Here is a 13,297-nt window from a genome sequence, read left to right as displayed (position 1 = left end):
AGCTCGCTCCCACAGTGTTTTGTGGTGCATATAAAAATTATCCACAGGAGCGTGGACCATGCGTTGGGCGACGTATTTCGCCGTGTTGGCGTCTGTCTTGAGTGTTGGCCTGGCCCTGGGTGTCAGCATGCCGCTGGTGTCGTTGCGTCTGGAGGGCTGGGGTTATGGTTCGTTCGCCATCGGCGTGATGGCGGCGATGCCGGCCATCGGTGTGTTGCTGGGGGCTAAGGTTTCGAGTCATCTGGCGGCGCGCTTCGGTACGGCGAACCTGATGCGCCTGTGCCTGTGGGGCGGGGCATTGTCCATCGGCCTGCTGGCATTGTTGCCGAGTTATCCGATCTGGCTGGTACTGCGGCTGATGATCGGGGTAATCCTGACGATCGTGTTCATCCTCGGCGAGAGCTGGATCAATCAACTGGTGGTCGAGCAGTGGCGCGGGCGACTGGTGGCGCTGTATGGCAGCAGTTATGCATTGAGCCAACTGTCCGGCCCGTTACTGCTGGGTGCGCTCGGCACCGAGCATGATTACGGCTTCTGGGCGGGTGTCGGCCTTTTGATCGCTGCGCCGCTTTTGCTGCTGGGGCGCAGCGGTGCACCGAGCAGCGAGGCCAGCAGCGTGACGTTCGGCGATCTGTGGGGCTTCAGCCGCGAATTGCCGGCGATTGCCTGGGCGGTGTCGCTGTTCGCCGCATTCGAGGCGATGATTCTGACCCTGTTGCCGGTGTACTGCCTGCAACAGGGCTTCACGGCGGAAATCGCGCTGGCGATGGTCAGCACCGTGGTGGTCGGCGATGCGCTGCTGCAATTGCCGATCGGTGCGCTGGCCGACTACCTGTCGCGGCGGACCTTGTTCACCGGTTGCGCCGTGGTGCTGATGCTGTCGAGCCTGGCGATCCCGATGCTGATCGACACCTTGCTGATCTGGCCGCTGTGGGTGCTGTTCGGCGCCAGTGCCGGTGGTTTGTTCACCCTGTCGCTGATCCTGATCGGCGAGCGCTACCGCGACGACGCGCTGGTGCGGGCCAATGCGCATGTCGCGCAACTGTGGGGTGTCGGTTGCCTGATCGGGCCGTTGGCGGCGGGGGCGGGCAGTCAATGGATCAGTGGGCACGCGTTGCCGTGGTTCATGGCGGCCGGGGCGTTCGGTCTGGTGATTCTGCTGTCGCGGCAAGGGGCGTTCGGCAAGGTGCCGGAGCCGGCCTGATGATCCGGCTGGAGCGGGCTGCTACAGCATCCGCTCCAGCCCCACCGTGGTGCTGAACCACGCATTGAACCGCCGCCACCAGCTGCCGGGTTCCTTGGTCAACGTGTGCATCTGGCCGTTGTCCTCGGTGACCCAGACGACTTTCCCGTCCTGAAGTTTTGCCTCGTAACTCAGCGCCGGCGCCATGCCCTGCAAGGCCAGTTCCCGAACGCGGGCAGCCAGTTCGGGACTGTCCACCAGTACCCCGACTTCGGTGTTCCACAGTACCGAGCGCGGGTCGAAATTGAACGAGCCGATGAACGCTTTTTTCCCGTCGAAGATCATCGCCTTGCTGTGAAGGCTGGAATCCGAGCCGCGAAACGACTTGCTGTAAAACAGGTGCGGGCCGCTGCCGAACTTATCCCCAGGCTGGCGCCGCAGCTCGTACAGCTTCACGCCATGTTCCAGCAGTGCCTTGCGATAGGGTGCGTAACCGCCGTGCACCGCCGGCACGTCGGTGGCTTCCAGCGAGTTGGTCAGCAGGCTCACCGACACACCCGCATCGGCGCGGCCGGTCAGGTAGACCAGCCCCGGCTGTCCCGGTACGAAGTAGGCGGAAATCATCATCAGTTCTTTGCTGGCGCCCCGCAGCTCCGGTGCCAGTTGCGTGGTCAGCAGCAGTTGTGGATCAGGCTTGCCGTCCGCCAGCACCTTGCTCGGTGCATCCCACAACGCCTGGTTCCAGGCCCAGATCAGCTCCCGGCGCCAGATGTCCATGCGCGGGTGGGTGGTGAAGGTCATCAACTGTTGGTACAGCGCGTGGTTCTGCTTGCGGGTTTCTTCGAGGGATTCTTCCAGGCGCGTGCGGGTGTTCTGCAGGTCTTTGGCCGAGGGTTTGCTGGAGAGAAACTCGTCGGTCGGTTTGCTCAGGGCGCTGTTCCAGTACTGGTCGAAACTGTGCCCGAGCTGCTCGGCGACCGGCCCGACGCTGAGCATATCGATGTCGGTGAAGTTCAGGTTCGGCTCGGCATCGAAGTACTCGTCACCCAGATTGCGCCCGCCGACGATGGCGGCGCTGTTGTCCGCCAGCCATAGCTTGTTGTGCATCCGCCGATGCTGCAGTGACAGGTTGAACAGCCGCCCGGCCGCACGGGTCACGCCGGTGCTGCGCCCCAGGTTCAGGGGGTTGAACAGACGGATCTGGATGTTCGGATGCGCCGCCAGCGTGGCGATGATCAGGTCGAGGCCGTCGCTGGTGGTGTCGTCCAGCAGGATGCGCACTCGCACACCACGGTCGGCAGCCTTGAGCACTTCTTCCACCAGCATTCGCGTACTGATGCCGTCGTGGACGATGTAGTACTGCAGGTCGAGGCTGCTCTGGGCGTTGCGGATCAATTCGGCGCGGGCGGTGAAGGCTTCGGTGCTGTTGGACAGCAGACGAAAGCCGGACTGACCTTTGTACGGCGCCGCCTGGGCCTGGATCGAGCGGCCGAAACTCGATGCAGAAGCCGGCAATGCCTGACTCGGCTCGCGCGGTACGTCGAGGGTCGCGCAACCGCCAAGGAACGAGGCGAGTAACAGCAGAGCGAATAGGGGCTGTCTGAAGCTCACGTAGGATCGTTCCGATTGGCGGCAAGGGTCGGCATATGGACGCGGGTCTCTCGAAAAAGGTCAGTCGGCTTCCGCCAGCAATTTGATCGCTGCCGCGCCAACCTTGCGGACTGCTTCTTCGACCAGCGCTGTCGGTTTGGCAGCGTAGTTCATGCGCAGGCAATTGCGGTACTTGCCCGAGGCGGAAAAGATGCTGCCGACGGCAATCTGTACGCCCTGGTCGTGAAGTGCTCGATTCAGTTTCAGCGTGTCGAATCCTTCCGGCAGTTCGACCCAGAGCATGAAGCTGCCCTGCGGTCTGCTGGCGCGGGTGCCGGCCGGGAAATAGCGGGTCACCCAATCGATCATCACGTCGCGATTGCGCTGGTATTGCGTGCGCATCCGCCGCAAATGCGGTTCGAAGTGCCCGGCCTTGATAAATTCGGCGATGGCGATCTGCGGTTGTGTCGCGGTGGAGCCGGTGCTGATGTATTTCATGTGCAGTACGCGTTCGAGATAGCGACCGGGCGCGACCCAGCCGATACGCAGCCCCGGCGCGAGGGTCTTGGAAAACGAACTGCACAGCAATACGCGACCGTCTTCGTCGAAGGATTTGATCGTGCGTGGGCGCGGGTAGGTGTAGGCCAGTTCGCCGTAGACATCGTCCTCGATGACTGCCACATCGAAGCGCTGGGCCAGGTTCAACAGGGCACGTTTGCGCGACTCCGGCATGATGTAGCCGAGCGGGTTGTTGCAGTTGGGGGTGAGCTGGATGACCTTGATCGGCCATTGTTCCAGCGCCAGTTCCAGGGCTTCGAGGCTGATGCCGGTGAGCGGATCGGTGGGGATTTCCAGGGCTTTCATGCCCAGCCCCTTGAGGGTCTGCATGGCGCCGTGAAAGCTCGGCGAATCCACGGCGACGATGTCGCCGGGCTCGCAGATCGCGTGGATGCTGGTGGACAGCGCTTCGTGGCAACCGGTGGTGACCACCAGATCACTGGCGCTCAACTGGCAGCCGGAGTCGAGCATCAGCCGGGCGATCTGTTCGCGCAGTTCGAGGGTGCCGTGGATGTTGTCGTAATACAGACCGGGCATGTCCTGGCGGCGGCTGATACGGGCCAGCCCGCGCAGCAGCGGCTTCATCGTCGGTGACGAGATGTCCGGCATGCCGCGACCGAGTTGCACCACGTCCTTGCGCGGCACGGCGCGAATCAGCTCAAGCACCTGATCCCACTGGGAAATCTCTACCGGCCGTTGGGCCGGACGCCCGACCGCCGGGAGTTCCGGCAGCTCACGACCGGCCGGCACGAAGTACCCGGATTTGGGTTTGGGCGTGGCCAGGCCGCTGTCTTCCAGCATCCGATAGGCCTGCTGCACCGTGCTCAGGCTGACCCCATGTTCTACGCTCAAGGCGCGCACCGACGGCAGGCGATCACCAGGACGGTAGAAGCCTTGTTCGATGCGGGTGCCGAGCAACTCGGCAAGGTTCACATACAGGGTCATGGCACTGCCTCGATGCAGGTGATTCGAAAAACCAGTACAGATGCGGCGTAAATCGACAATTCAGTCTCGGGAACAGCAAATCTGTATGGAGTTAATACAGATGTGTTGAATCTGTAATGCTTTTGTCGACCCGCGCATCATGGAATCTCTGGCTACCCAAGTAAACAGGAGCAATGAAAATGAACGGCTTGAGCGATGTGCGGCTGACGTTACACAGTCAGGAACTGGAGGCAGGGCAACAGGACAACGCGCGCAACGAGATCATGCGCAACGCACCGTCCGGGCTGAGTCGCTGGGGTCTGTTCTGGCATCGTCTGCACACGCGCAAGGCGTTGCTGGGCCTGACGCCGGAGCAGCTCAAGGATGTCGGGCTGACACGGGAACAGGCGCTGGAGGAGGGGTTGAAGCCGTTCTGGCGGATCTAGAAGGATCGTTCCCACGCAGAGCGTGGGAACGAGCTCAGACCAGCTCTTTGAGCCGATGCCACAACATCCCCAACGCCAGCAACGGCGAACGCAGATGCTTGCCGCCGGGGAAGGTGATATGTGGCACTTTGGCGAACAGGTCGAAGCCACCGCTGTGCTGGCCGCTGATGGCCTCGGCCAGCAACTTGCCCGCCAGGTGCGTGGCGTTCACACCATGGCCGGAATAGGCCTGGGCGAAATACACGTTCGGCTGGTCGGCGAGCCGGCCAATCTGCGGCAGACGGTTGGCACCGATGCCGATCATCCCGCCCCACTGATAATCGATCTTCACTGACGCGAGCTGCGGGAACACTTCCAGCATCTTCGGCTGCATATACGCGGCGATGTCCTTCGGATCGCGCCCCGAGTAATGGCAAGCGCCGCCGAACAACAGGCGACGATCCGCCGAGAGCCGGTAGTAATCCAGTGCCACGCGCTGGTCGCAGACCGCCATGTTCTGCGGCAACAGGGCGTGGGCCTGTTCTTCGCTCAGTGGTTCGGTGGCGATGATGTAGCTACCGGCGGGCAGCACCTTGCCGCTGAGTTGCGGATTCAGATTGTTGAGATAGGCGTTGCAGCCGAGCACCAGAGTCTTCGCCCGCACCGAGCCTTGCGCCGTGTGCACCCGGACTTCGGGGCCGTAATCAATGTGGGTGACCGCCGATTGTTCGAACAGTTTGACGCCCAGTTGCTGCGCCGCTGCGGCTTCGCCGAGTGCCAGGTTCAGTGGGTGCAGGTGGCCGGAACCCATGTCGATGAGGCCGCCGACATAGCGTTTGGAACCGACCACGGTGTGCATCTCGTTCGCTTGCAGCAAACGGGTTTCGTAGCGGTAACCAAGGCCTCGCAGTTCTTCGGCGTCTTCGGCGAATCCTTCCAGGTCGGAAGGTTTGTTGGCGAGGTCGCAATAACCCCAGGTCAGGTCGCAGCGGATCTGAAATTTTTCAACGCGCTGTCGGACGATTTCCACCGCTTCCAGGCCCATGAGCTTCATCTGACGCACGCCGTCGGTGCCGATCACGTTGGCGAACTGGTCGAGCCCGTGGCCTACGCCGCGAATCAGTTGCCCGCCGTTGCGACCGCTGGCGCCCCAGCCGATCCGGTGCGCTTCCAGCAGCACCACGCTCAAGCCGCGCTCAGCCAGTTCCAGCGCGGTGTTCAGCCCGGAGAAACCGCCACCGACCACGCACACGTCGGCAATCAGTTCGCCTTGCAGTACCGGGTGGTCGGGCTGCGGCAGGCTGCTGGCGGCATAATAAGAGGCAACGTGGGGTTGGCTCGCGGAGGCGTGGGCGCGGGCATTCATGGGCGTCATCCTGAGCGGGTGTCGAGAAAATTTGACGGAGCATAAGCCGCAGGCCCGAGGCCGGGCAACATTGGTCGGTTCATGGTGTCTGGATCACGGCTTTTGCGGCACAATTGCCGCCTATTTCGCTCCGGTTACCGCTGCAATGAGCTGCAACAGTCAGAAAATCCGCACCCTGCGTCAGCAGATTCCCACGTTCGAGTGCGTGCCGGGCTGTCATGACTGCTGTGGGCCGGTGACCACCTCGCCCGAGGAAATGGCCCGCCTGCCGCGCAAGACGCGCGCCGAGCAGGACGCGGCCATGGAAGAACTCAACTGTGTGCACCTGGGGCCGAACGGCTGCACGGTGTATGACGAGCGGCCGCTGATCTGCCGGTTGTTCGGCACCACCCAGACCCTGCCGTGCCCCAACGGCCGGCGGCCGGTGGAGCTGATTCACCCACGGGTCGAGAAGCAGGTGTTCGAGTACATGGCCGAAAACCGGCAGGTGCTGGTCTGAGCGATCAGTCCGGAATCGGCAGGCTCAGGCTCTCTTTCACTTCTTCCATCACGATGTAGCTCTTGGATTCACGCACGTGCGGCAGCTTGAGCAGGATGTCGCCCAGCAGCTTGCGGTACGAGGCCATCTCGGAAATCCGCGCCTTCACCAGATAGTCGAAATCCCCTGACACCAGGTGGCATTCGAGCACGTGGGGCAATTTCAGCACCGCGCGTCGGAACTCTTCGAAAGTATCGCCGGATTTGTAGTCGAGGCTGATCTCGACGAACACCAGGAGACTACCCTTCAAGTGCTGCGGATTCAGGCGGGCGTTGTAGCCCATGATGATCCCCTCGCGCTCAAGGCGCCGCACCCGCTCCGTGCAAGGCGTGGTGGAGAGCCCGACCTTTTCGCCCAGTTCGGTGAATGAAATCCGCCCGTCCGCCTGCAGGATCCGCAAAATGTTGCGGTCGATCTTGTCCAGCTCACGTTTGGTCTGAGTGTTGGTACGCATAGGGGATGCGCCTCCGTGAAAAGGGTTTTTGCCGAGAATTGTCGCCAAATATAGGCGCTTATACAGTGAAAAGCACTGGCGAATCTTTTTTACACTGCGCGCATCATTGCTCTAACAACAGACGTACGCGGCACGCCGCGATGAGGGATACAAAAATGCGCGTTATGGTCTTGGGTAGCGGCGTCATCGGTACCGCCAGTGCTTACTATCTGGCCCGTGCCGGGTTTGAAGTGGTGGTGGTCGACCGGCAGCCAGCCGCGGCCATGGAGACCAGTTTCGCCAACGCAGGCCAGGTCTCGCCGGGCTATGCCTCGCCGTGGGCCGCGCCGGGCGTGCCGCTCAAGGCCATCAAGTGGCTGCTGCAACGCCACGCGCCGCTGGCGATCAAGGCCACCTCCGACATCGACCAATACCTGTGGATGGCGCAGATGCTGCGCAACTGCACCGCCAACCGTTACGCGGTGAACAAGGAACGCATGGTGCGTCTGTCCGAGTACAGCCGCGACTGCCTCGACGAATTGCGCGCCGAAACCGGCATTGCCTACGAAGGCCGCAGCCTGGGTACCACCCAGCTGTTCCGCACTCAGGCGCAACTTGATGGCGCCGCCAAGGACATCGCCGTTCTGAAAGAGTCCGGCGTACCGTTCGAAGTCCTCGACCGCGCCGGCATTGCCCGCGTCGAGCCGGCCCTGGCCAGCGTCACCGACATCCTCGCCGGTGCCCTGCGCCTGCCGAATGACCAGACCGGCGACTGCCAGATCTTCACCACCCGCCTCGCCGAAATGGCCGTGAACCTGGGTGTGGAATTCCGTTTTGGCCAGGACATCCAGCGCCTCGATTTCGCCGGTGACCGTATCAACGGCGTGTGGATCGACGGCAAGCTGGAAACCGCCGATCGCTACGTGCTGGCTCTCGGCAGCTACTCGCCGCAACTGCTCAAGCCGCTGGGCATCAAGGCCCCGGTCTATCCGTTGAAGGGCTACTCGCTGACCGTGCCGATCACCAACCCGGCCATGGCCCCGACCTCGACCATTCTCGACGAGACCTACAAGGTCGCGATTACCCGTTTCGACAACCGCATCCGCGTCGGCGGCATGGCGGAGATCGCCGGTTTTGACCTGTCGCTGAACCCGCGTCGGCGTGAAACCCTGGAGATGATCGTCAACGACCTTTATCCTCAGGGCGGCAACCTGGCCGAAGCGAGTTTCTGGACCGGCCTGCGTCCAACCACGCCGGATGGCACCCCGATCGTCGGCGCCACCCCGTTCAAGAATCTGTTCCTGAACACCGGTCACGGCACCCTCGGCTGGACCATGGCGTGCGGCTCCGGTCGCTTGCTGGCTGACCTGATGGCGAAGAAAAAGCCGCAGATCAGTGCCGAAGGCCTCGATATTTCCCGTTATGGCAACAAGACCCAGGAGTCCGCAAAGCATGGCAATCCAGCGCCAGCTCACCAATGAGCGCATGAGTCAGATCGTCAGCCACAACGGTACGGTGTATCTGTCCGGGCAGGTCGGCGATGACTTCAACGCCGGGGTGGAACAGCAGACCCGCGACGTGCTCGCCAACATCGAGCGTTTGCTGGATCTGGCCGGGACTGACAAGCAGCATCTGCTGTCGGCGACGATCTACCTGAACGACATCGAGGCGCATTTCGCCGGGATGAATTCGGTGTGGGACCAGTGGCTGCCCAAAGGCGCCGCGCCAGCCCGTGCCACCGTCGAAGCGAAGATGGCCAAGCCGAGCATCCTGGTCGAGATCTCCATCGTCGCCGCGTTGCCGTAACCTGTTTTAAAGATCCCTCTCCCGGTGCTGTTGGCGGTTCACGCCGTCAGCCAGCGCCGGTTTTTATTCCCATGACCGCCAAGAAGTCTGCTGCCATGCGTCCTGCCCGTGCCCTGATCGACCTTCAAGCCCTGCGTCACAACTACCGTATCGCCCGTGAAGTCACCGGTGCCAAGGCACTCGCGGTGATCAAGGCCGATGCCTACGGCCACGGCGCAGTGCGTTGCGCCCAGGCGCTGGAGGCTGAAGCGGACGGCTTCGCGGTGGCGTGTATCGAAGAAGCCCTGGAACTGCGTGCCGCCGGGATTCGTGCGCCGGTGCTGTTGCTTGAAGGCTTTTTCGAGGCCGATGAGCTGGCGCTGATTGTCGAGCATGATTTCTGGTGCGTGGTGCATTCGCTGTGGCAGCTCGAAGCGATCGAGCAGGCGGCGTTGAGCAAACCGATCACCGTGTGGCTGAAACTGGATTCGGGCATGCACCGCGTTGGCCTGCATCCGAAGGATTACCCATCGGCTTACCAGCGTTTGCTGGCCAGCGGCAAAGTGGCGAAAGTCGTGCTGATGAGCCACTTCGCCCGTGCCGATGAATTGCATGAGCAGAGCAGCGCCGATCAGGTTGCGGTGTTCGAAGCCGCACGTCAGGGGCTGGCAGCCGAAGTCAGCCTGCGCAACTCGCCGGCGGTGCTGGGCTGGCCACAGATTCACAGCGACTGGGTGCGTCCTGGCATCATGCTTTACGGCGCCACCCCGTTCGAAGAAGCCAACGCCGTGGCCGATCGCCTGCAACCGGTGATGACGCTGGAATCGAAAGTCATCAATGTGCGCGAGCTGCCAGCCGGCGAACCGGTGGGCTACGGCGCGAAATTCGTCACCGACAAACCGATGCGCATCGGTGTGGTTGCCATGGGTTACGCCGACGGTTACCCGCGTCAGGCGCCGACCGGCACGCCGGTACTGGTGGCCGGCCAACGCAGCCGCATTCTTGGCCGGGTGTCGATGGACATGCTCTGCATCGACCTGACCGACGTGCCGGAAGCCGGCCTCGGTTCGACCGTCGAGCTGTGGGGCAAGAACATCCTCGCCAGCGAAGTGGCGAAGTGGGCGGACACCATTCCGTACCAGATCTTCTGCAACCTGCGTCGGGTCCCAAGGCTCTATTCCGAGGGTTGAAGCCCAGGCTGGGCCCAAGTGTTGTAAATACTGAACGCTGTCGCCATGATAACGCTCAATATTTCTACAACACTCAGGAGGCCCAAGCCTTGGACGTCGGTGAACGACTGCAATCGATCCGCAAGCTCAAAGGGCTTTCCCAGCGTGAACTCGCCAAGCGCGCGGGCGTCACCAACAGCACCATTTCGATGATCGAAAAGAACAGTGTCAGCCCTTCGATCAGTTCGCTGAGGAAGGTGCTGGGCGGGATTCCCATGTCAATGGTCGAATTCTTTTCCGAAGAGATCCTGCAGGAAAAACCGACCCAGATCGTCTACAAGGCCAACGAGCTGATCGACATTTCCGACGGCGCCGTGACCATGAAACTGGTCGGCCGCGCGCACCCGAGCCGGGCCATCGCGTTCCTCAATGAAATCTATCCGCCGGGCGCCGACACTGGCGAAGAAATGCTCACCCACGAAGGCGAGGAAACCGGGATTCTGGTGGAAGGAAGACTGGAGCTGGTGGTGGGCCTTGAAACTTTTATCCTCGAAGCCGGCGACAGCTACTACTTTGAAAGTACCAAGCCGCATCGTTTCCGTAATCCGTTCGACTCGCCTGCGCGACTAATCAGCGCAGCCACGCCGGCGAATTTTTAAACCGAGAGACGCCAGGCCAGTGCGGCAAAGGTGTCCGGACTGTTTGACCGATGCGCAACAAGACCCCTTTAACTTTGGGGTTGTTTCAGTGTGGCGGGCTAACCGCTATACTTGCGCCCGCCTGCGAACCGTGGCCGCAGGCGTGAATAGCCACCATTGAGGGTGAACGCGTGAATCTAATTATGAAAATGCTGGCTGCACCAGCAACCGTACTGGCCCTCTGGGCTGTCAGCGCTCAAGCTGCGACGAATGACGACATTGCCAAACGCCTCGAGCCCGTCGGCCAGGTCTGTGTTCAAGGGCAAGAGTGCAAGGGGATGGAAGTCGCTGCTTCGGCAGGCGGCGGTGGCGGCGCCAAGACGCCGGACGAAGTGATTGCCAAACATTGCAACGCTTGCCACGGAACCGGCCTGTTGGGCGCACCGAAAATCGGTGACGCAGCAGCCTGGAAAGACCGTGCCGATCACCAGGGCGGCCTCGACGGCCTGCTGGCCAAAGCCATCACCGGCCTGAACTCGATGCCTCCGAAAGGCACCTGCGCCGATTGCTCGGATGACGAGCTGAAGGGCGCCATCCAGAAGATGTCCGGCCTGAAATAAGGTGCACTTCTGACGAAAAAAACCGTCTTCGGACGGTTTTTTTGTGCCTGCGATTCAGGCCCGAGGCTGTTCATTGCAGCAAACAACCGGCAATCTCGGTCGTACCTCTATTCACGGAACGGGCGGGAGGCTTCAGATGGTGCAGTTGTGTTCGATCGAACAGGCAGTGGACGACGTACTGGCTCGGTTGCCGGCGCACATCCACATGGGTCTGCCGCTGGGGCTGGGCAAACCCAATCTCTTCGTCAACGCGCTGTACCGGCGCATCGCCGGTTTGCCGGAGCGGCAACTGACGATCTACACCGCGCTGTGCCTCGGCCGACCTTCGTTGGGCGACGGTTTGCAGAAGCGCTTCATCGAACCCTTCGTCGAGCGGGTGTTCGGTGATTACCCGGAGCTGGATTTCCTTGCTGACCTGCACCGCGACAGCCTGCCGGCCAACATCCGCATCGAGCAATTCTTCATGCAGCCCGGCAGCCTGCTCAACAGCGCGCCGGCCCAGCAGGACTACGTCAGCAGCAACTACAGCCATGCAGCCCGCGACATCTACGCCGCCGGGCTGAACCTGGTGGCGCAGTTGCTCGCCAGCAGCAGCGAACATCCTGATCGCTTGAGCCTGAGCTGCAATCCGGACATCACCCTCGACCTGTTCCCGATGATCGCCAAACGCCGGGCGGCGGGGGAGACCGTTCTGCTGGTCGGCCAGGTGCACACCGAGTTGCCGTACATGCCGGGCGACGCCGAAGTCGAAATTGACACCTTCGACCTGCTGATTGATGAGAAGGACAACAGCACGCTGTTTTCCACGCCGAACATGCCCGTCGGGTTTCAGGACCACTTCATCGGCCTGCACGCCAGTACGTTGGTGCGCGACGGCGGCACCTTGCAGATCGGCATTGGCTCGATGGGTGACGCGCTGACCGCTGCGTTGCTGGCGCGTCAGGCCGACAATGTAGGCTACCGGGAGTTGCTGGCCGATGTGAATCTCAGCCAGTGGGCGCAATTGATCGAGCGCGAGGGCGGCATCGAACCGTTCGCCAAGGGCCTTTACGGTTGCAGCGAAATGTTCGTCAACGGCCTGCTGGTGCTGGCGGACGCCGGGATCATCCGGCGCAAGGTCTACCCGGACGTGCAGACCCAGCAACAGGCCAACGCCGGCAACCTCGACGAGGCGGCGCAAACCGACGGCATTTCAGTGCACGGCGGTTTTTTCCTCGGGCCGCGCAGCTTCTATGAGCGACTGCGTGAGCTGCCCCACAGCAAACGCCTTGAATTCAACATGACCCGCATCAGCTACATCAACGAGCTGTACGGTCAGGAAGAACTCAAACGCCTGCAGCGCCTTGATGCACGATTCATCAACACCGCATTCACCATGACCCTGCTCGGAGCCGGGGTGTCCGATCAGCTACAGGATGGCCGGGTGCTCAGCGGCGTCGGCGGGCAGTACAACTTCGTTGCCCAGGGCCATGCGCTGCACGATGCGCGTTCGATTCTGCTGCTGCGCAGCTGGCGCGAGTCCGGCGGTGACGTCAGTTCGAACATTGTCTGGGAGTATGGCCACTGCACGATTCCACGGCACCTGCGGGATATCGTGGTGACCGAGTACGGCATCGCCGATCTGCGCGGTAAGTCCGATGCGGTGGTGATCGAAGCGCTGCTCAATATCAGCGATTCGCGCTTCCAGCAGGGTCTGATCGAGCAGGCACAGAAGGTCGGCAAACTGCCGAAGGATTTCCGCCTCGATCCACGCTTTACCGACAACACCCCGCAACGCTTGCAGGCGATTGCCGCACGGCATCCGAATCTGTTTCCGGAATATCCGCTGGGCTGCGATTTCAATGAGGTCGAGAAGGATTTGCTGCGGGCGCTGAACTGGCTGAAGAGCAAGTTCAAACTGACCGAGATTCTGGAGCTGGGCAAGGCAGCGCTGGATGCGCCGGAGGCTTCGCTGTATCCGGAGCATCTGGCGCGCATGCAGCTCACCCACCCGGAAGGTCTGAAAGAAGACCTGTTTCAGCGGTTGTTGCTCACTGGCCTGAAGGCCACCGCGCAATAACTGTCCACC

Annotated in this window: 13 protein-coding genes; 9 read left to right on the top strand and 4 right to left on the bottom strand. The window is 61.9% G+C overall.

Features of this window, described 5'->3' with window-relative positions; all coding sequences use genetic code 11:
- The first annotated feature begins 58 nt into the window (after positions 1–58).
- Positions 59–1,204: an MFS transporter gene (locus AC07N4_RS17255; RefSeq protein WP_096817292.1), complete on the top strand. Its 1,146-nt coding sequence runs from the start codon at positions 59–61 to the stop codon at positions 1,202–1,204.
- 21 nt (positions 1,205–1,225) lie between these two features.
- Here AC07N4_RS17255 and AC07N4_RS17250 read toward each other — a convergent pair whose 3' ends face one another.
- Both AC07N4_RS17250 and AC07N4_RS17245 read right to left on the bottom strand, forming a co-directional pair.
- A complete protein-coding gene (locus AC07N4_RS17250; protein WP_493065624.1) occupies positions 1,226–2,794 on the bottom strand; it encodes a phospholipase D family protein in 1,569 nt (522 codons plus the stop codon).
- A gap of 60 nt (positions 2,795–2,854) precedes the next feature.
- Complete coding sequence (locus AC07N4_RS17245) at positions 2,855–4,276, bottom strand: aminotransferase-like domain-containing protein (RefSeq protein ID WP_192559290.1); 1,422 nt, start codon at positions 4,274–4,276, stop codon at positions 2,855–2,857.
- A gap of 179 nt (positions 4,277–4,455) precedes the next feature.
- On the opposite strand from AC07N4_RS17245, the gene AC07N4_RS17240 reads away from it, so the two are divergent.
- Positions 4,456–4,701 (top strand): DUF1127 domain-containing protein, encoded by a 246-nt coding sequence (locus AC07N4_RS17240; RefSeq protein WP_192559289.1) that lies wholly within the window; start codon positions 4,456–4,458, stop codon positions 4,699–4,701.
- Positions 4,702–4,735: 34 nt separating this feature from the next.
- Here AC07N4_RS17240 and AC07N4_RS17235 read toward each other — a convergent pair whose 3' ends face one another.
- Entirely contained in the window at positions 4,736–6,046 is a 1,311-nt protein-coding gene (locus tag AC07N4_RS17235; protein WP_493065625.1) for an NAD(P)/FAD-dependent oxidoreductase, read from the bottom strand.
- A gap of 145 nt (positions 6,047–6,191) precedes the next feature.
- Between AC07N4_RS17235 and AC07N4_RS17230 the strand changes: the two genes are divergently transcribed.
- The gene (locus AC07N4_RS17230; RefSeq protein ID WP_085685871.1) at positions 6,192–6,545 is read left to right on the top strand and encodes a YkgJ family cysteine cluster protein; all 354 of its coding nucleotides are present in this window, start codon (positions 6,192–6,194) and stop codon (positions 6,543–6,545) included.
- A 4-nt stretch (positions 6,546–6,549) separates the two neighbouring features.
- On the opposite strand, the gene AC07N4_RS17225 is transcribed toward AC07N4_RS17230, so the two are convergent.
- The gene (locus tag AC07N4_RS17225; RefSeq protein WP_003177284.1) at positions 6,550–7,038 is read right to left on the bottom strand and encodes an Lrp/AsnC ligand binding domain-containing protein; all 489 of its coding nucleotides are present in this window, start codon (positions 7,036–7,038) and stop codon (positions 6,550–6,552) included.
- A 155-nt stretch (positions 7,039–7,193) separates the two neighbouring features.
- Here AC07N4_RS17225 and dadA point away from each other — a divergent pair, with 155 nt between their 5' ends.
- The 6 genes from dadA to AC07N4_RS17195 all read left to right on the top strand — a co-directional run bounded on the left by dadA (position 7,194) and on the right by AC07N4_RS17195 (position 13,288).
- Positions 7,194–8,498, top strand: a complete 1,305-nt coding sequence (gene dadA / locus AC07N4_RS17220) for a D-amino acid dehydrogenase (protein WP_273537730.1) — start codon at positions 7,194–7,196, stop codon at positions 8,496–8,498.
- On the top strand, positions 8,470–8,823 hold the full coding sequence (locus AC07N4_RS17215; protein WP_039765240.1) for a RidA family protein: 354 nt from the start codon (positions 8,470–8,472) through the stop codon (positions 8,821–8,823). Before dadA ends, AC07N4_RS17215 begins: the two co-directional genes overlap by 29 nt.
- Positions 8,824–8,918: 95 nt before the next feature.
- On the top strand, positions 8,919–9,992 hold the full coding sequence (gene alr / locus AC07N4_RS17210) for an alanine racemase (RefSeq protein ID WP_493065756.1): 1,074 nt from the start codon (positions 8,919–8,921) through the stop codon (positions 9,990–9,992).
- Positions 9,993–10,081: 89 nt separating this feature from the next.
- Positions 10,082–10,630 carry a cupin domain-containing protein gene (locus AC07N4_RS17205; protein WP_096817305.1) on the top strand — a complete coding sequence of 183 codons (549 nt, stop codon included), beginning with the start codon at positions 10,082–10,084 and terminating at the stop codon, positions 10,628–10,630.
- Between the two features lie 182 nt (positions 10,631–10,812).
- Entirely contained in the window at positions 10,813–11,229 is a 417-nt protein-coding gene (locus AC07N4_RS17200) for a c-type cytochrome (protein ID WP_025112727.1), read from the top strand.
- 136 nt (positions 11,230–11,365) lie between these two features.
- Positions 11,366–13,288, top strand: a complete 1,923-nt coding sequence (locus AC07N4_RS17195) for an acetyl-CoA hydrolase/transferase C-terminal domain-containing protein (protein WP_102620716.1) — start codon at positions 11,366–11,368, stop codon at positions 13,286–13,288.
- The last annotated feature ends 9 nt before the right edge of the window (positions 13,289–13,297 follow it).

This window comes from Pseudomonas sp. GW821-FHT09E04, assembly GCF_059416185.1.
This window is presented reverse-complemented; position numbering and strand designations above follow the sequence as displayed.